At 68.6% G+C, this 16,811-nt stretch carries 18 protein-coding genes; 8 read left to right on the forward strand and 10 right to left on the reverse strand.

Going from position 1 to position 16,811, the window contains the following annotated elements:
- Nucleotides 1–105 precede the first annotated feature (105 nt).
- From ASF72_RS04375 to ASF72_RS04400, 6 genes are all read left to right on the forward strand, one after another.
- The gene (locus ASF72_RS04375; protein WP_050685312.1) at nucleotides 106–873 is read left to right on the forward strand and encodes a hypothetical protein; all 768 of its coding nucleotides are present in this window, start codon (nucleotides 106–108) and stop codon (nucleotides 871–873) included.
- Between the two features lie 168 nt (nucleotides 874–1,041).
- Entirely contained in the window at nucleotides 1,042–1,650 is a 609-nt protein-coding gene (locus ASF72_RS04380; protein ID WP_056596955.1) for an FABP family protein, read from the forward strand.
- Between the two features lie 16 nt (nucleotides 1,651–1,666).
- Nucleotides 1,667–2,389 carry a flavodoxin family protein gene (locus ASF72_RS04385; RefSeq protein ID WP_050685310.1) on the forward strand — a complete coding sequence of 241 codons (723 nt, stop codon included), beginning with the start codon at nucleotides 1,667–1,669 and terminating at the stop codon, nucleotides 2,387–2,389.
- A gap of 22 nt (nucleotides 2,390–2,411) precedes the next feature.
- Nucleotides 2,412–3,497 (forward strand): CAF17-like 4Fe-4S cluster assembly/insertion protein YgfZ, encoded by a 1,086-nt coding sequence (ygfZ, locus tag ASF72_RS04390; RefSeq protein ID WP_050685309.1) that lies wholly within the window; start codon nucleotides 2,412–2,414, stop codon nucleotides 3,495–3,497.
- Nucleotides 3,494–3,922, forward strand: coding sequence for an ankyrin repeat domain-containing protein (locus ASF72_RS04395; protein WP_050685308.1), 429 nt, complete (start codon nucleotides 3,494–3,496; stop codon nucleotides 3,920–3,922). The genes ygfZ and ASF72_RS04395 overlap by 4 nt, the downstream gene beginning before the upstream one ends.
- A gap of 47 nt (nucleotides 3,923–3,969) precedes the next feature.
- Nucleotides 3,970–5,493, forward strand: coding sequence for a DHA2 family efflux MFS transporter permease subunit (locus ASF72_RS04400; RefSeq protein ID WP_056596957.1), 1,524 nt, complete (start codon nucleotides 3,970–3,972; stop codon nucleotides 5,491–5,493).
- Here ASF72_RS04400 and ASF72_RS04405 read toward each other — a convergent pair.
- The 9 genes from ASF72_RS04405 to ASF72_RS04445 form a co-directional block, all read right to left on the reverse strand.
- Nucleotides 5,455–6,171, reverse strand: coding sequence for a GNAT family N-acetyltransferase (locus ASF72_RS04405; protein ID WP_056596958.1), 717 nt, complete (start codon nucleotides 6,169–6,171; stop codon nucleotides 5,455–5,457). The genes ASF72_RS04400 and ASF72_RS04405 overlap by 39 nt on opposite strands.
- A 27-nt stretch (nucleotides 6,172–6,198) precedes the next feature.
- Nucleotides 6,199–7,224 carry an ATP-dependent 6-phosphofructokinase gene (locus ASF72_RS04410; RefSeq protein ID WP_050685305.1) on the reverse strand — a complete coding sequence of 342 codons (1,026 nt, stop codon included), beginning with the start codon at nucleotides 7,222–7,224 and terminating at the stop codon, nucleotides 6,199–6,201.
- 97 nt (nucleotides 7,225–7,321) lie between these two features.
- Nucleotides 7,322–7,954: a response regulator gene (locus tag ASF72_RS04415; RefSeq protein WP_050685304.1), complete on the reverse strand. Its 633-nt coding sequence runs from the start codon at nucleotides 7,952–7,954 to the stop codon at nucleotides 7,322–7,324.
- Nucleotides 7,951–9,219, reverse strand: coding sequence for a sensor histidine kinase (locus tag ASF72_RS04420; RefSeq protein WP_056596960.1), 1,269 nt, complete (start codon nucleotides 9,217–9,219; stop codon nucleotides 7,951–7,953). The genes ASF72_RS04415 and ASF72_RS04420 overlap by 4 nt, the downstream gene beginning before the upstream one ends.
- A 16-nt stretch (nucleotides 9,220–9,235) precedes the next feature.
- The gene (locus ASF72_RS04425; RefSeq protein ID WP_050685302.1) at nucleotides 9,236–10,081 is read right to left on the reverse strand and encodes an ABC transporter permease; all 846 of its coding nucleotides are present in this window, start codon (nucleotides 10,079–10,081) and stop codon (nucleotides 9,236–9,238) included.
- Complete coding sequence (locus ASF72_RS04430) at nucleotides 10,078–10,989, reverse strand: ABC transporter ATP-binding protein (RefSeq protein WP_056596961.1); 912 nt, start codon at nucleotides 10,987–10,989, stop codon at nucleotides 10,078–10,080. Before ASF72_RS04430 ends, ASF72_RS04425 begins: the two co-directional genes overlap by 4 nt.
- A 127-nt stretch (nucleotides 10,990–11,116) precedes the next feature.
- Nucleotides 11,117–11,374: a PspC domain-containing protein gene (locus ASF72_RS04435; RefSeq protein ID WP_050684416.1), complete on the reverse strand. Its 258-nt coding sequence runs from the start codon at nucleotides 11,372–11,374 to the stop codon at nucleotides 11,117–11,119.
- A gap of 3 nt (nucleotides 11,375–11,377) precedes the next feature.
- Nucleotides 11,378–11,677, reverse strand: a complete 300-nt coding sequence (locus ASF72_RS04440) for a hypothetical protein (RefSeq protein ID WP_056596962.1) — start codon at nucleotides 11,675–11,677, stop codon at nucleotides 11,378–11,380.
- Between the two features lies 1 nt (nucleotide 11,678).
- Nucleotides 11,679–13,211, reverse strand: coding sequence for a PspC domain-containing protein (locus ASF72_RS04445; RefSeq protein ID WP_056596965.1), 1,533 nt, complete (start codon nucleotides 13,209–13,211; stop codon nucleotides 11,679–11,681).
- A 124-nt stretch (nucleotides 13,212–13,335) separates the two neighbouring features.
- On the opposite strand from ASF72_RS04445, the gene ASF72_RS04450 reads away from it, so the two are divergent.
- Both ASF72_RS04450 and ASF72_RS04455 read left to right on the forward strand, forming a co-directional pair.
- Nucleotides 13,336–14,772 (forward strand): ATP-binding protein, encoded by a 1,437-nt coding sequence (locus ASF72_RS04450; RefSeq protein WP_056596968.1) that lies wholly within the window; start codon nucleotides 13,336–13,338, stop codon nucleotides 14,770–14,772.
- The gene (locus tag ASF72_RS04455) at nucleotides 14,769–15,449 is read left to right on the forward strand and encodes a LuxR C-terminal-related transcriptional regulator (RefSeq protein WP_056596970.1); all 681 of its coding nucleotides are present in this window, start codon (nucleotides 14,769–14,771) and stop codon (nucleotides 15,447–15,449) included. Before ASF72_RS04450 ends, ASF72_RS04455 begins: the two co-directional genes overlap by 4 nt.
- An 89-nt stretch (nucleotides 15,450–15,538) precedes the next feature.
- Here ASF72_RS04455 and ASF72_RS04460 read toward each other — a convergent pair whose 3' ends face one another.
- A complete protein-coding gene (locus ASF72_RS04460) occupies nucleotides 15,539–16,756 on the reverse strand; it encodes a pyridoxal phosphate-dependent aminotransferase (protein ID WP_056596972.1) in 1,218 nt (405 codons plus the stop codon).
- Nucleotides 16,757–16,811 lie beyond the last annotated feature (55 nt).

A 16,811-nucleotide genomic window follows, 5' to 3' on the forward strand; every position in this document is an offset into this window, starting at 1 on the left:
GCGGACTCCGTCCTGCCACGACGGGGCGCACCGCCCCGTGCAGCCGACGCCAGGATGGGATTGCAGCGCAGTGAGTGCAGAAACCAAGCACAGGCCCGGGTCCCCATGACGGCGGACCTGCAGGCCCCCGTGCGTTCCCTGGGCTCCTGGAGCATCGGCGTGGTGGGCCTCGCCGGGCTCGCGGCCATCATCGCCGGCGTCTATTCCTCCCGCGAGGCACTGGTGGTGGTCGCCGTCCTCATTGCGGCCGCCGTCGGCATCGGCTGGCCGCATTTCCTCCGGATCCCGGCCAAAAAGACACTTGCCGCCGTGATCGGGCTGTCCGGCGCCGGGGCCGCCCTCGCCGCCGCCGCGACGCCGGCCCCTGGGTTCCTGGACTGGACCCCGGCGTTCATCGCGGTGGGGATGATGGCCGTGTTCCTGGTCCAGCTGATCCGGGGGACGGGGCAGGCGCAACGCCTCGAATCCACCCTTGGCTGCTGCGTCGGTGTCCTGTTGTCCTGCCTCGGCGCGGGCTGGATTGCCGGCGCCAGGTTCAACGGTGTCCGGGAGATGCTGCTGGTCGCCGCGGCCAGCGCCGCCGTCGCCCTCCTCACGGGCCTGATCCGCTGGCCGGACAGCATCGTTGCGCCCCTGGGTGTGGTGCTGGCCGGACTGGCGGGTCCGCTGGCAGGGCTGGTCATCTCGGACATCGCCGTCCTGCCGGCCGCCATCTTCGGCGTGGTGGTGGGTGCCGTCCTGGCCAGTTTCCGGCGCCTGGTGACACTTCGCGGCGCTCCATTGAACTTTGCCGCCGCCCTGGGGATGGGCCTCGCGCCGGTCTCCGCCGTCGGCTCCCTCGCCTACTTCATAGACAAACTCCTCATCTACTGACGCGTTAGGATTGCACCATGTCCATTCTTGCCTTTGAAATCTTCTTCCTTGTCCTGCTCGGCATCGCGAGCCTGTCCATGGCCTGGTTCGCCGGTTTTGTGGTCTACCGCCTCTTCAAAGGCCAGAAGTAGACCCGTCCCGAACCAGCTGTCTCCCGAGGTATTTGCTGTGCCTATTGAAATTCCCACAGACCTGACCCCCGAACTCGTTCCCCTCTCCTGGCTCATCGGTGAGTGGGAAGGCCGCGGCCGGTTGGGCAACGGCGACGAGGAATCCGAGCATTTCCTGCAGCGGGTTTCGTTCACCCACAACGGGTTGCCCTACCTGCAGTACCGCGCCGAAAGCTGGTTGACTGACGACGAAGGCACGCAGCTTCGGCCGCTCACCGTTGAGACCGGTTTCTGGGCCCTGGAGCGCAAGCAGCTGGACGCCGACGGCGGCCCGGGGCTGATTCCCGCTGACATCGTCCCGGCCCTGAAGAGCGCCGACGAAGTCGAAGCCCTCCGCAACAGTGAGGGCGGATTCGACATTTCGGTGTCGATTTCGCACCCCGGCGGCATCTCCGAGCTGTACTACGGCCAGATCAAGGGTCCGCAGATCCAGCTCAGCACCGACATGGTGATGCGCGGCAGCCATTCGAAGGACTACAGTGCTGCCACCCGCATCTTCGGCCTGGTGGACGGCAACCTCCTGTGGCGCTGGGACGTCGCATCCGGAGGAGTTGCCGGCAAAGGACTCGAAGCCCACGCGTCGGCGTTCCTGACGAAAGTATCCTGACGCAAGGAGCAGCACAGTGGAACAGACCGGCAGTGCGGGCGGCTTTAACGGGCTGAAGGCAGTGTTCTTCAACGGCACGCTGAAGAAGTCACCCCAGACCAGCAACACTGACGGACTGATTGAGATCAGCCGCCGGATCATGGAAAAGCAGGGTGTGGGCACCACCGTGATCAGGACGGTTGACCACAACATCGCCAGCGGCGTGTACCCCGACATGACCGAGCACGGCTGGGCCACCGACGAATGGCCGGACCTGTACCCGCTGGTCCAGGACGCGGACATCGTGGTGGTGGCAGGGCCCATCTGGCTGGGCGACAACTCCTCCGAGACCCGCAAGCTCATCGAGCGGCTGTACGCGCATTCCGGCCAACTCAACAGCAAGGGCCAGTGGGCGTTCTACCCCAAAGTGGGCGGCTGCCTGATCACCGGCAACGAAGACGGCATCAAACACTGCGCCATGAACGTCCTGTACAGCCTGCAGCACGTCGGCTTCAGCATTCCGCCGCAGGCCGACGCCGGCTGGATCGGCGCCGTGGGCCCCGGCCCCAGCTACCTCGATCCGGGCTCGGGGGGACCGGAGACCGACTTCACCAACCGCAACGCCACCTTCATGACCTGGAACCTGCTGCACCTGGCCAAGCTCCTCAAGGACGCCGGCGGGTATCCCGCCTACGGCAACCTCCCGGAGGAATGGCAGGCCGGCACCCGGTTCGATTTCGAAAATCCGGAATACCGCTAGCCTCCAAGGACTTCTACTTCATATGACTACACCCAGCCCTCTGCTGTCGCGCCCCGGCGCCGTCGAAGCGACCGGTCCGGACGCCGGCGTCGCATCCCACTACGGCGAGCCGCTGCGGGAACAACGGGCACTGGCCGCCGGCACCGCCGTTGTGGACCTTTCGCACCGCGGCGTGGTCACCGTCAGCGGGCCGGACCGGCTGAGCTGGCTGAACACCCTTTCCTCCCAGCAGGTCACCGCCCTCGCGCCGGGGGAGTCCACCGAACTGCTGCTGCTCAGCGTCCAGGGCCGGATCGAATTCGACGCCAGGGTCATTGACGACGGCGGGACCACCTGGCTGATTGTCGAGGCGGCGGAGGCTGCACCGCTGGCGGAGTTCCTGAACAGGATGAAGTTCATGCTCCGCGTTGAGGTGTTGGACGCCTCCGCCGACTGGGCCGTGGTGGGCACCGTCAAGGCGGTACCCGGCTGGGCGGACCTGCTGGCCTGGCAGGATCCCTGGCCCCACGTCGGCGCCGGCGGCTACTCGTACGCTGTGGTCCCCGCCGAGGGGCACCCCGGCCTGGACCGGCCCTGGTTCGAGTACCTGGTGCCTGCAACCCGGCTGGAAGCTATCGTGGCGGACCGCCCCCTGGCAGGCGTCCTTGCCGCGGAGGCCCTGCGTGTGGCCGCCTGGCGACCCCGGATCGGCGCGGAAACCGACGACAAAACCATTCCCCACGAACTGGACCTTCTCCGCACCGCCGTGCACCTGGCCAAAGGCTGCTACAAAGGCCAGGAAACCGTTGCGCGGGTCCACAACCTGGGGCACCCCCCGCGCCGCCTGGTGTTCCTCCAGCTGGACGGTTCCCAGCACACCATGCCGGCTGCCGGCAGCCCCGTGCTGCTGGGCGAACGGAAGGTGGGCGCCGTCACTACAGTGGCCCAGCATTACGAGATGGGCCCCGTGGCCCTGGCGGTCATAAAGCGTTCCGTGGCACCGGATGAAATACTGACGGTCCTGGATGGCGATGAGCCGTACCCTGCCGTCCAGGAAGCCATCGTTGCCCCGGATGCCGGCCAGGTTGTGGGGCGCCAGACCGGATTCCTCAGGGGGCCCCGACCATGACCGATCCTTCCAGCACCACACCCGAGCCTGCTGCAGGCCAGGCCCAGGCTCCCGACCAGGACGCCGTGGAGCTCGCGCACACCCTGTTCCAGGCCGCCCGGGAAGGCAACACGGAACTGCTCCGCGCGTTCCTGTCCGCCGGTGCCCCGGTAGCCCTGACCAATGCCGCCGGTGACTCGCTGCTGATGCTGGCGGCGTACCATGGACAGGTGGACGCGGTCCGGCTCATCCTTGAGCATGGCGCCTCCGCCGACGCAGCCAACGACCGCGGCCAGACGCCGCTGGCCGGAGCTGCCTTCAAGGGCTACACCGACGTGGCCCGCGCGCTGCTTGAAGCAGGCGCGGACCCTGACGCCGGCCAGCCCTCCGCCCGGGCCGCCGCGCAAATGTTTGCCCGCACGGAGATCCTGGATCTCCTGGGCTAGGTCTCCCGGATCCGCCGGGCAATCTGCAATCTCTTAAGGATGACCGAGTGGAAATCGTAGCCAAGCCGTGGCCGGCATTGTGGTCCCTGGTGATCGGGTTCTTTATGATCCTCATCGACACCACCATTGTTTCCGTAGCCAACCCGCGGATCATGGAGGGCCTGAACGCCGATATCAACTCCGTGATTTGGGTGACCAGCGCCTATCTCCTGGCTTATGCGGTTCCCCTGCTGATCACGGGCCGGCTGGGTGACCGGTTCGGGCCCAAGAAGCTCTACCTCACTGGCCTGGTGGTGTTTACCCTCGCCTCGCTGTGGTGCGGGCTCTCCGGCAACGTCGAAACACTCATCATGGCCCGCATCCTGCAGGGCCTGGGCGCCGCGCTGATGACGCCGCAGACCATGGCGGTCATCACCCGCATCTTCCCGCCGGGCGGCCGCGGCCCTGCCATGGCCGTGTGGGGTGCCACCGCGGGCATCGCCACCCTGGTGGGCCCCATCCTGGGCGGTGTCCTGGTGGACGGCCTGGGCTGGGAATGGATCTTCTTCATCAACGTCCCCGTCGGGATCGTGGGCTTCATCCTGGCCCTGCGGAATGTCCCGTCGCTCAAGACCCACCCGCACCGGTTCGATATCCCCGGCGTGGTGCTCAGCGCCGTCGGCCTCTTCCTGCTCGTTTTTGGCATCCAGGAGGGCGAGACCTACAACTGGGGAACGATCACCGGGCCCATCAGCGTCTGGGGGCTGATCATTGCCGGCATCCTGGTGCTGGTGGCCTTTGTGGTCTGGCAGCGCTTCAACAAGGGCGAGCCGCTGCTGCCGCTGGAGCTGTTCCGGGACCGGAACTTCTCGCTGGCCAACATCGGCATCACCACCGTGGGCTTCACCGTCACGGCGTTCAGCCTGCCGCTGATCTTCTACTACCAGCTGGTCCGGGGCCTGACGCCCACCCAGTCGGCGCTCATGATGGTGCCCATGGCCCTGATTTCCGGCGGCCTGGCCCCGGTGGTGGGCAAGCTCGTGGACCGCGTTAACCCCAAGTACATCACGGCCACCGGCCTGGCCCTGATGGCCGTGGCGCTGCTGTGGAACTCCGCCCTGATGCAGCCGGACACACCCATCCTGATGTTCCTGCTGCCCAGTGCCGTCCTGGGCTTCGCCAACGCCGGCATCTGGGCGCCGCTGAGCACCACCGCCACCCGCAACCTGCCGCCCCGTCAGGCCGGAGCCGGTTCAGGGGTCTACAACACCACCCGCCAGATCGGTGCGGTCCTGGGCAGCGCGGCCATCGCCGTGCTCATCCAGTCCCGCCTCGCTGCCGAACTGCCCGGCGGCGGTTCCGGTGCGGCAGCCGGCGGCGGGCTGGGCATGACCGGGACCCTTCCGGATGCCCTGCAGGGCGGATTCTCGACGGCGATGGGCCAGTCGATGCTGCTGCCGGCCGCCGTCATCGTGGTGGGGGCAGTCGTGGCCTTGTTCTTTGCCAAGCCCCAGCCGGTTCAGGGGTGGGGCGGCGCCGACGCGGCACCCGGCTCAGCCAAGGTGGACGCTGGTCTGGATTCCGCCGGCTGACAGTCCCAGATGACGGGCCAGCGCCAGCGCTCCTGTGTTGCTGACGTCCGCCCGCCACTGGATGGTCAGTCCCGCAGCCAGTGCCTCGTGCGCCGCGATGGAGGCCGCCACGGTACCCAGGCCGCGCCGCCGCCACTCCGGGTCCACCAGGACGCCCAGCTGCGCCAGCAGGCCTTCCCGCTCCGTGTAGGCACCGCAGGCCAGCGGCAGCCGCCGGCCAGCCACCTCGTGGATGATCGTGTAGCGGTTTTCAAGATCTGACAGGCCCACCTCGTTGACGTCGTCCGGCGGGCACCTGCTTTCCAGCTCGATCGCCTCGGGGCTGCCGTGCGAGACGGTCATTTCCCCGGCCACCTGCTTCAGCGGCAGGTCGTCGGCGAAGAACAGCGCGGCGGCCCCGAGCCCGTGCCCGCCGTGGGACCGGGTCAGGGTCAACAGTGTCACATGCTGGGCCAGGTCGGCGTCCGGGACGGCGGCGGCGGCGTCGATCAGCCACTGCGGACCCACCAGGGCGGAACTGCCGAACAGCCGGACGAACTCCACGGTCCGGGCCGATTCGTCGGCCCGGACCACACGGTCCCCGGTTGCCAGGGCGTCGCCGAAGGCGTGGTCGTCAAGGCCCAGCCGGCGGGCCCAGGCGAGCTGGATGATGGCGGCGGAACCGGCGTCGAGAGTCATGGTCCCAGCCTAGGGCGGCGCGCGGGCTCAGCCGAACAGGACCGCTGCCTCGTCGTAGCGCTTCTGCGGGACGGTCTTGAGCTGCCCCAGCGCCTCTTCGAAGCCCACGTGCTCGATGTCCGTGCCCTTGAGTGCCACCATGGTGCCCCAGTAGCCCTCCACCACGGAGTCGATCGCGGCCATACCCAGCCGGGTGGCGAGGACCCGGTCGAACGCGGACGGTACGCCGCCGCGCTGGATGTGGCCCAGGATGGTGGCGCGGGTCTCGATGCCGGTCCGGGCCTCCAGCTCGGGGGCCAGCTGGTCGGCGATGCCGCCAAGGCGGGGCCGGCCGAAGGTGTCCAGGCCGCGCTCCGAGTGCGGGGACTCCATGTGGTCCGGCACGAAGCCTTCAGCCACCACCACCAAGGGTGCGCGGCCACGGGCGTGGGCCTCCTGGACCCATTCGGTGATCTGCTCGATGCTGGTTTTCTGCTCCGGGATGAGGATGGCGTGCGCGCCGGCGGCCATGCCGGCGTGCAGCGCGATCCAGCCCACGTGCCGGCCCATGACTTCGGCGATCATGCAACGGTGGTGGGATTCGCCGGTGGTGCGGAGCCTGTCGATGGCTTCGGTGGCGATCTGCACGGCGGTGTCGAACCCGAAGGTGTAGTCGGTGGCGTCGAGGTCGTTGTCCACGGTCTTGGGGACGCCGACGATCTTGAGCCCGGCGTCCGTCAGGCGCTTGGCTGCCGCGAGGGTGCCCTCACCGCCGATCGCGATGATGGCGTCGATGCCCAGCCGGTCCATGTGGGCTTTGATGACCTCGGGGCCGCCGCCGTTTTCGAACGGGTTGGTGCGGGAGGTGCCCAGGATGGTGCCGCCCTGCTTGGCGATGCCACGGACCATGGTGCGGGGGATGTCGATGATGTCACCCTCCACCACACCGCGCCAGCCGTCGAGGAATCCGACGAATTCGTGGCCGTGGATGGCGATGCCCTTAAGGACGGCGCCGCGGATGACAGCATTCAGCCCGGGGCAGTCGCCACCGCTGGTGAGGATTCCTATTTTCATGTTTCGGCTCAAATCCTGGAGAGAGGGTTTACAGGCAGAGCGCCACGCTGAGCTCACATAGATTGTAGTGGGCTGTGTGGGGTACGACACAAACCGGTCACAATAGGCCCCGCTCCAGGGCGACCACCACGGCACGGGTCCGGTCGTCCACATCGAGCTTGTTGAAGACGCGCAGGAGGTGCGTTTTGACGGTCGCTTCCGCGATATGGAGCCGGGCGGCGACGTCCGGGTTGCTCAGTCCCTGCGAGACGCAGCGGAGCACTTCCACCTCGCGGGCGGTCAGTTGCGGCCTCCCGGGTTCCCGCAGGCGGGACACCAGGCGTGCCGCCACCGGCGGGGCGAGGACCGTCTCTCCGCGGGCTGCGGCAAACACCGCGTCGATGATGACGCCGCCGGGGGAGTCCTTCAGGAGGTAGCCCACCGCCCCGGACTCCACGGCACGCACTATGTCCGCGTCGCCGTCGTACGTGGTCAGGATCAGGACCTTGGTCAGCGGATGCCGGTCGCGGATCAGTGCCGTGGCCCCGGCCCCGTCCAGGACGGGCATCCGCAGGTCCATCAGCACCACGTCCGGGGCGTGGGTGGCCACGGCTGCCACCGCTTCCTGCCCGTCGGCGGCCTCGGCCAGCACCTCGATGCCCGCTGCGGTCCCCAGGAGTGCCGCGAGGCCGCCTCGGACCACCGGGTGGTCGTCCGCCAGGACCACGCGGACGGTTGCCGTTGGACTCATAGTGATGCCTCCTTGCCGGCATCCACTGCGATGGTATCCACTGCAGGCGCGGCGACGGGCACCACCGCTGTCAGGATGGTTCCGCCGGCGTCGGAGGCCAGCTCCAGCCGGCCGTTGATCTCGGCCAGCCGGGCGGCCATGGAGGTCAGGCCGAACCCCGTGTGGGGGCCCTGCGGGTCGAAACCATGACCGTCGTCGCTGACCACCAGCCGCAGCCCGGCGCCGCCGGCCGGGCCGGTCACGCGGACGGCCAGGCGCGCCTGCGACGCGCCGGAGTGGCGCCTGACGTTGTTCAATGCCTCTTGCGCCGTCCGCAGCAGCGCTACCTGCTCCGAGGAGGTCAGCGGCGGCAGCACGGCGGGAATGTCCACCTCCAGCCGGATCCCGTCCAGGTGGAGGGTGTGGGGAAGCCGGGCCAAAGCAGCCAGCAGGTCCCCGCCCGTGACATCCGTGGGCACCCCGGACGCCACCAGGGACCGGGCCTCGGCGAGGTTTTCCCGGGCCGTCCGGGCGATGGCCGCCAGTGTTCCCGCCAGCGCGGGGGCGCCTGCCTGGTCCTGCCGGCGAAGCTGCGCCTGGCCGGCTTCGGACAGCATGGCAATCGAGGTGAAGCCCTGGGCCAGGGTGTCGTGGATTTCCCGGGCCATCCGTTCGCGTTCGGCCAGGGCGCCCTGGGCCTGCTGGGCGGCGTTGAGGTCGCTCCTAGTGGCCTCGAGCTCGGCCAGGAGTTCGGCCCGCTGCTCACTTTGTTCGATCACGCGGGAGATCCACAGCCCGATCATGCAGCTTGCCACCAGCGAGAGCACCAGCTGCGCGGAAATTTCATAAACCACCGTGCCGCCGACGCCCCACCTGCTGAACTGGCCCGCGGCAACCCCCACGCACAGGACCACCGTGGCCGCGATGCCCTGGCGCTGGGAGGCGGTGAACATCCACACCTGGGGGAAGGCCACAAACAGCAGGGCGCCTGCTCCGTTGTGCACAAACGACAGGAACACCACCACCAGCACCAAGACCACCACGTAGATGCCGGACCTGCCGGTGCGAAGGTCAACCGGCCTGGTCAGGAACGGGTACGCCGCGGCCAGCACCACCATGGCCCCCACCATCCACGGCGTGCCGGGGGTGACGGGCTGGCCGAAGACGGCCAGGTACATCAGGCTTGCCAGCGCCGCATAGAACCCGAGATGCCACCAGAGCATCGAGGTGCTCCACACGGAGCGGGCAGGCAGCAGCCGCTCGGTCCGGCCGCCGTAGTTGTTCATTGATGCACCCTACCGGTCATTTCTGTGGCGGCCACTTGAAGGCGAGCCGGGCCAGGACGGCTCCGGCCACCACCCACACAGCCAGGACCACAAAGGCTGTGCCCACACCGTAGCTGCCGCCCGGTTCCGCCGCCGCGAACTGCGGGGGAAGGAAAACGGACCGGAAGGCGCCGGCGGTCCACCGCAGCGGGAAGAAGTTCGTCACCGACTGGAGCCAGTCCGGCAGTTGGGAGAACGGGAAGTAGACCCCGGAGGTGAAGGAGAGCAGCAGTACCGGCAGGACAGCCAGGGTGGAGGCGCTCTGCGCCGACTTGGGCAGGGCGGTAAAGGCGATGGCCACCGTGGCCCACGCAGCGGTGGACAGCACCATCAGCCCGGCCACCAGGGCCCACTGTCCGGGTTCGTCCGGCATGGGGACGTTGAAGAGGAAGCGGGCTGCCAGCAGCAGCAGCGCTGTCTGGGCCACGATGAGGTACAGCGTCTGCCCGGTCTTGCCCAGGAAGTAGGACGCGGCGGGAAGCGGGGTGCCGGCCAGGCGTTTGACGGTGCCGTTGAAGCGTTCCGTGGCCACGTAGCTGCTCAGGTTCTGGAAGCCGCTGAGGATGGTGCTCAGGGCCAGCATGCCGGGCAGGTAGTAGTGGGCGGGGGTGATGCCGCCCTGCCCGGAGGGGTCGGCGCCGAACACCGGCTCATCACCAAAAACCGTGCCGAACAGCGACAGCATCAGGATGGGGAAAAAGAGCACCAGGACCAGTGAGAGCACATCCCGGTTAAATAGCTTGATCTCCAGTGCGGCGCGGTGGAGCCCCAGCCGGAGGACCGAGGGTTTCCATGGTGTGGCGGGGGAACTGAGGGCAGTCATGGCCGTGCTCCTGTCAGTGCCGGCTCCTGCCGGTTGGAATCGATGAGCTGCAGGTAGATGTCCTCGAGGCTGGGGCGCACCACAGCGAGGTCCAGCGGTTCCCGCCGGCCGCCGTCGGAAATGTCCCGGATCAGCGCCGCAGGACTTGCTGTCGTTTCCTCGTGGTGTCCCGCGGCGTCACGCCAGCGGACGCGGGGGATCCGGAGCTCCGGACCGCCGATATCGGCGGGGGTGCCCTCGGCGATGAGCCTGCCCTGGTTGATGACCCCGATGCGGTCGGCGAGTTGCTCGGCCTCGTCCAGGTAGTGCGTGGTGAGCACAATGGTGGTGCCGCCCTCGCCCAGGGACCGGATGAGCTCCCAGAACTGGCGCCGGGCGGCCGGGTCGAATCCGGTGGTGGGCTCGTCGAGGAACAGTACTTCAGGGTTCCCGATGATGCCCAGGGCCACATCCAGGCGGCGGCGCTGGCCACCTGAAAGGGTGGAGATGCGAACGGATTCCTTGCCGTCGAGCCCTACTGCTGCTATCACCTCAGCCACCGGCCGTGGCGCGGGAAAGCACCGGGCCAGCGAGCCCAGCGCTTCGGAGACCCGGAGCTCACCGGAATCGGTGGCTTCCTGCAGGACAATCCCGATCCGGGCCCGGAAGGCCGGCGCCGCCTTCCAGGGCGGGGTGCCCAGGACGCGGATGTCGCCGCTGTCGGCGCGGCGGTGGCCTTCGAGGATCTCGATGGTGGTGGACTTCCCGGCGCCGTTGGGGCCCAGCAGGGCGTAGGTTTCGCCGGCGCCGATGGCGAGGTCCAGGCCATCAACGGCCGCCAGCGTGCCGCCCTTGGGGAGCCGGTAGGTTTTTCGGAGGTCCCGGACGGTGATGGCGTCAGCGGCGGATCCGGGTGCTGGTGTTCTCATGCTTCCAGCGTGGCACCGGACGGGGGCCCACCACCACGTCCGGCCGGTTGAACTTCCCGTCAACCGGTCGATGGACCCCCGCCGAACGGCGGAGGTCCATCGGATGCTGCAGAAAAAATGCGGGAACTCAGTACCGGTTTCCGGCCCTGCGGATCAGAAAGCCCTGCAGGGCGATGGAGTTGTTCTGGTCCGGCAGGACGGCCCACGCCAACAGGTAAAGGACCACGGCGGGGCCGGGGAGGAGGCAGAAGATGAGGAATCCGATGCGGACGTAGGCCACGTCCACGTTCAGTTTCGCTGCGATGCCGCCCAGGACCCCGCCGAGCCAGCGTTGTGGTCCGCGCCGAAGGCCTGTGCTTTTGACGATGCTGAAGAACTTTTCCATGGCTCAAGACTTCCCTGTTGCGGGCCGGTTGTCACGTTTCCTGGCAGACAGGACGCCGCCCACCACCAGCGCCACCCCGGCGCCGATCATCAGCCCGATCAGGACATAGGTGCCGTTCAGGTTCACCCAGCCCAGCTGGGCCACCGCGATCAAGGCTGCGAGGGCCAGGACGATCAGTCCCCAGACCACGGTTCCCACCCTTGCCGGTGCCGGGCCCACGGGGCCCTGGTCCGCCGTCGTGGTGTTGCCTGCTGCTGCTGTGGTCCGGCCCTGGGGGTCCGGTGCCTGGTTGCTGGTGCTCATGTCAGTTGCCTTCCTCGATGGTGACGTTGCTGAACGTGCCGTCGATCTCTACCACCAGGCTGCTGCCCGGCTTGTCGGTGTTGTAGCTGGTTTCCCGCGTGGTGGAGCCGCTGCGCTCGCCGGTGGAATCGCTGAGGTTGCCCATGGTCATGTCCGCTTCAATCCGGACCGGGACGTTCTCCGGGATCACCACGGTCACGTTGGAGGCGGTGATGTCCAGGGGGATCACGACGTCGGAACCAAGGGGGGCGCTGACGGCCAGGTCCGTAAGGTCAACAGTGCCGCGGCCGGCAGTGACGTCGAAGCCGTTGCGGGCGTCCTGCAGGGTGGTGGGGCTCCAGGACACTTCCGAGAAACGGACGCGGTCGCCGTTGCCCACCACGTTGGACACGCCGCCGGCGATCAGGGCCACCACGGCGAAGAGGCTGAGGATCCCTGCGGTCCTGCCGCGGGCGCCGCAGACCAGGATGCCCAGGCCCAGGACAGCTGCCGCGCTGGCCCACACGATGGCGTTGGCGGCGCTGCCCAGGTCGATGATGTTGCCGGCGTCCAGGGCTTTCAGGCCGCCACCCACCAGCAGTGCCGTGCCGGCCGTGATGGCGATGGCGGGGGCACCGGGGCCGGCAGGCCGGGGTTTCTGCGGCCGGGCTGGGCCCTGGGGCGGGCGGCCGGTGCCGCCGTAGTTGCCGTAGCCGCCGTTGCCGTTGCCAGCGGTGCTGCCGCTGCTGCCGCCTGCGGTGCCGTAACCGGAAGTGGTTCCGCTGCCGGCCGTCCCGTAGGCGGGGAAGGCTGCCGACGCCGGGGCGCCGGGGGCGCCGGGCACCGGGCCGCTGCCGGCGGTACCCGTTGCTGCGTAGGGTGCCGCGTAGGCGGACGACTGGTAGCCGCTTGCGTACGGGCTGGCCGTGGGGCCGGCCTGCACGCGGGCTGGCCGGGAGCCCTTGTTGCGCTGGGCCAGGTAGTAGACCAGGTAGATGGCGCCGCCCACCCAGAACACGGTCCACAGGAAGCCGCCGAAGCCGTTGTGGCTCCAGCCCCAGAAGCCGCCGCCCAGCCCGGTCAAGCCAAGGATGGTGGCGATCAGCGAACCGGTCATACCGCTGGACCAGTGGCCGGCTCCGGCTTCCTGGACGTGGATGCGGCCGTCGGGTTCGGGCAGGAACGCCCAGGCCAGCCCGTAGGCCAGGACCCCGATGCCGGCAAAGAGGGTGAGGACGATAAAAACGCCGCGGATGATCAGCGGGTCGATGCCCAGTCGCTGGGCGATGCCGTCGCAGACGCCGCCAACCCAGCGGTTGCTGCCGCGCTGGATCCCGTGGCCGCGGATCCAGTCGAAGAAATCCGGGGCCGCACCCGTTGGGGTGGGGCCGGCTGCTGCCCCTGCGGGCCCGGACAGGGGCGGCGCGTCGGCGGCGGGTGTGTAGGCCGGCAGCGGCTCGGTGGGCCGGTGGCTGCCTGGCTGGGGGAGCGGCTCGGTGGGCTGGCTGCCGTCAGGGCGTTGCGGGTCGTCTGGGGTGGGGGTCTGCGAGTTCATGCTTCAATCCTTCCGTTCGGGCCTCCGGCGCTCTACTGGGGGATACCCTGAACGGCCCCTGAGTGACCCCCGGTTCGCGCCCGGTTCCGGGCCGGGGAACCCTGATCCGTGCTTGGATTGACCCATGACAACCATCCCGGTCCGGCCGCCCCTGGCCCGCAACAGCGACCGCGTCATCGCCGGCGTGTGCTCGGGCCTGGCCGTCCACCTGGGCTGGCCGGTACGGAACGTCAGGATTGCCATGGCGCTCTCCACCCTTGCCGGTGGTGCCGGCTTGGCCTTCTATGCGTGGCTGTGGATCATGGTTCCCACCGCCGATGAAGCGGCACGCCGCAATGCCCGCCGGCCGGCGTCGCCAATTGCTCCCGCCGTCAGTCTCCCCACCGCGGCGGGGAGCGGAAGCCGCGCCGACGCCGGTCCGCCACGCCAGGCTCCCCGCGGGTTCGGGGGCCCCGGCACCTGGGCCCCCGGCACTTGGACAGCCGGCCCGGCGACCGGGCCGGCCGCCGGCAACATTCCTCCCGGGGCCGCACCTGCCGCGGCGGGTATGCCTGCCGGGCAGCCCTGGTTCCGGGTCCGCAGCATGCGCTACGGCAAGGAGATCCTGCTGGGCAGCGGGCTGCTTCTGGTGGCCGGCATCATGATCGCCCGGCTGCTGGGTGTGAACGTGCCCCTGGGCACGCTGATCCCCGCAGCCGCTGTCCTGGGTGGCGCCGCCATCGCCTGGATGCAGCTCGATGAGACCAGGCGTGCAGGCCTGGTGGACAAAACCAAGGCGGACCAGGCCGGCGGCTGGGCCCGCCTGGCGGCAGGGCTGGCGCTGGTGGTGGCCGGAGTGCTGGTGATGGTGTCCGGGTCCGGCTCCTGGGAGCAGACCTGGCTGGCGCTGCTGGCCTCCGTGGCCGTCCTGGGCGGGGTGGTGCTGGTCCTGCTGCCGTGGGCGCTGAAGTTCTGGCGCGACCTCGAAACGGAGCGCGCCGGCCGGATCCGGGAAACGGAGCGGGCCGAAATCGCCGCCCACCTGCATGACTCCGTCCTGCAGACCCTCGCCCTCATCCAGCGCAGGGCCGGCAACGAGCACGACGTCCTCCGCCTTGCCCGGGCGCAGGAACGCGAGCTCCGGGGCTGGCTCTTCCAGGACCCGGGCCGCGGCACCGGCCAGCTCTCGGACCGGGTCAAAGCGGTGGCCGCTGAGGTGGAGGACTTACTGGGCAATGCCGTGGAAGTCGTCAGCGTGGGCGATGCCGCCATGACCGAGGCCCGCGAAGCGCTGGTCCAAGCCGCGCGCGAGGCCATGCTCAACGCCTCCCGCCACGGTGGCGGTGCCGTGTCCGTTTACCTGGAAGTCACCGACGGCCACGCGGATATCTTTGTGAAGGACCGCGGGCCGGGCTTCGACCTGCCGGACGTGCCGGAGGACCGGATGGGCGTGCGGGAATCCATTATCGGCCGGATGCGCCGGCACGGCGGCACAGCAGAAATTCTCAGCTCCGGCGAGGGAACAGAGGTCCGGCTCCGGCTGCCCTCCACCGGCCCGGACACCACGGAAGGAACAGCATGAACACGCTCCCAGAAGCCGCCGGACCGCCGTCCCGGTCGGTCCGTGTGGTCATCGTCGATGACCACACCATCTTCCGGTCAGGCCTGAAGGCGGACCTGGACGCCAGCATCCAGGTGGTGGGGGAAGCCGCCACCGTGGAGCAGGCCATCGCCGTCATCGCCACCGAGCGTCCGGACGTGGTGCTCCTTGACGTGCACCTGCCCGGCGGACTGGGCGGCGGTGGGCGGGAAGTGATTGCCGGCTCCGTGCCGCTGCTGGCAGGCACCAAATTCCTGGCGCTAAGTGTCTCGGACGCGGCGGAGGACGTGGTGGCCGTGATCAGGGCGGGCGCCCGCGGCTACATCACCAAAACCATCTCGGGCGCCGAAATCACGGACGCCGTGTACCGGGTGGCCGGCGGCGACGCCGTGTTCTCGCCCCGGCTGGCCGGCTTTGTCCTCGACGCCTTTGGCACGGCCCCTGCAGACATCGCCGACGACGAGCTCGACAAGCTCTCCGTCCGTGAGCTGGAGGTCATGCGGCTGATCGCCCGCGGGTACAGCTATAAGGAGGTGGCCAAGGAGCTCTTCATCAGCATCAAGACCGTGGAAACGCACGTCTCAGCGGTGCTGCGGAAACTCCAGCTCTCCAGCCGGCACGAGCTGACCAAGTGGGCAGCGGAGCGCCGCCTCCTCTAACCCCTCCCACCCCGTTGCGCTATCACTTATGGTCCCCAAAACGGTGTTTTAGGGACCATAAGTGATAGCGCAACGGGGTGTTTTGGACCTTACTGGGCTTTGCCGAGGAAGTCCTGCAGCCGCTGCACGCCGGTGGCCAGGTCCTCGTCGCCCAGGGCGTAGGAGAGGCGCAGATAGCCGGACGGGCCAAACGCCTCACCGGGAACCACCGCAACCTCCACCTCATCCAGGATCAACGCCGCCAGCTCGGCGGAGGTCGACGGCGTCGAGGTACCCGCCGCCGTCGGGAACGACTTGCCCAGCAGGCCGCGGACGTCCGCGTACACGTAGAAGGCACCCTTCGGCGTCGGGCATTCCACGCCCTCGATGGCGTTCAGGCCGGCCACGATGGCCTTCCGGCGCCGGTCGAAGGCCACCTTCATCTCATCGACTGCGGTCAGCGGACCGGAAACGGCGGCGAGGGCGGCGATCTGCATGATGTTTGAAACGTTGGAGGTGGCGTGCGACTGCAGGTTGGTGGCGGCCTTGATGACATCCGCCGGGCCGATCATCCAGCCCACGCGCCAGCCGGTCATGGCGTAGGTTTTGGCCACGCCGTTGAGGATAACCACCTTGTCGCCCAGTTCGGGGGCAGCGGTGGCGATCGAGGTGAAGGGCACGCCGTCGTAGGTCAGGTGCTCGTAGATTTCGTCCGTAACTACCCAGAGGCCCTTGGCCGCAGCCCACTTGCCGATCTCCGCCACCTGTTCCGGCGAGTAGACCGAACCGGTGGGGTTGGACGGGGAGACAAACAGCAGGACCTTGGTGCGGTCCGTGACAGCAGCCTCCAGCTGTTCCACGGTCACCAGGTAGTCCTGCTCGGGGCCGGCGAAGACCTCAACGGGGACACCGCCGGCCAAGCGGATGGCCTCCGGGTACGTGGTCCAGAACGGGGTGGGCACAATGACTTCGTCGCCCGGATCCAGCAGGGTGGCGAAGGTGTTGTAGACGGCCTGCTTGCCGCCGTTGGTGACCAGGACCTGGGCGGCGTCCACTGCATAGCCGGAATCCCGCAGGGTTTTCTCCGCGATCGCCTTCTTGAGCTCCGGCAGTCCGCCGGCGGGGGAGTAGCGGTGGTACTTGGGCTGTCCGGCCGCCTCAATGGCGGCCTGCACAATGTATTCCGGGGTGGGGAAATCCGGTTCGCCCGCACCAAAGCCAATAACCGGCCGGCCAGCCGCCTTAAGCGCCTTCGCCTTGGCATCAACGGCAAGGGTGGCGGATTCGGCAATTGCGGATATGCGCTTGGAAACGCGGGCGGCAGACATGGCAGGTCCGTTCTTCGCAGGCAGCCAAAAGGCTGGAATGGGGGAATTCGACGTT

Source organism: Arthrobacter sp. Leaf141 (assembly GCF_001424565.1).
Lineage (GTDB): Bacteria > Actinomycetota > Actinomycetes > Actinomycetales > Micrococcaceae > Arthrobacter.

Coding starts and splice junctions, on each gene's coding strand:
- ASF72_RS04435 (WP_050684416.1), bottom strand. CDS start 11,374: ATGGAAAAGTTCTTCAGCATCGTCAAAAGCACAGGCCTTCGGCGCGGA.
- ASF72_RS04460 (WP_056596972.1), bottom strand. CDS start 16,756: ATGTCTGCCGCCCGCGTTTCCAAGCGCATATCCGCAATTGCCGAATCC.
- ygfZ (WP_050685309.1), top strand. CDS start 2,412: ATGACTACACCCAGCCCTCTGCTGTCGCGCCCCGGCGCCGTCGAAGCG.
- ASF72_RS04420 (WP_056596960.1), bottom strand. CDS start 9,219: ATGAACAACTACGGCGGCCGGACCGAGCGGCTGCTGCCTGCCCGCTCC.
- ASF72_RS04405 (WP_056596958.1), bottom strand. CDS start 6,171: ATGACTCTCGACGCCGGTTCCGCCGCCATCATCCAGCTCGCCTGGGCC.
- ASF72_RS04445 (WP_056596965.1), bottom strand. CDS start 13,211: ATGAACTCGCAGACCCCCACCCCAGACGACCCGCAACGCCCTGACGGC.
- ASF72_RS04415 (WP_050685304.1), bottom strand. CDS start 7,954: ATGAGTCCAACGGCAACCGTCCGCGTGGTCCTGGCGGACGACCACCCG.
- ASF72_RS04440 (WP_056596962.1), bottom strand. CDS start 11,677: ATGAGCACCAGCAACCAGGCACCGGACCCCCAGGGCCGGACCACAGCA.
- ASF72_RS04395 (WP_050685308.1), top strand. CDS start 3,494: ATGACCGATCCTTCCAGCACCACACCCGAGCCTGCTGCAGGCCAGGCC.
- ASF72_RS04425 (WP_050685302.1), bottom strand. CDS start 10,081: ATGACTGCCCTCAGTTCCCCCGCCACACCATGGAAACCCTCGGTCCTC.
- ASF72_RS04430 (WP_056596961.1), bottom strand. CDS start 10,989: ATGAGAACACCAGCACCCGGATCCGCCGCTGACGCCATCACCGTCCGG.
- ASF72_RS04375 (WP_050685312.1), top strand. CDS start 106: ATGACGGCGGACCTGCAGGCCCCCGTGCGTTCCCTGGGCTCCTGGAGC.
- ASF72_RS04455 (WP_056596970.1), top strand. CDS start 14,769: ATGAACACGCTCCCAGAAGCCGCCGGACCGCCGTCCCGGTCGGTCCGT.
- ASF72_RS04410 (WP_050685305.1), bottom strand. CDS start 7,224: ATGAAAATAGGAATCCTCACCAGCGGTGGCGACTGCCCCGGGCTGAAT.
- ASF72_RS04450 (WP_056596968.1), top strand. CDS start 13,336: ATGACAACCATCCCGGTCCGGCCGCCCCTGGCCCGCAACAGCGACCGC.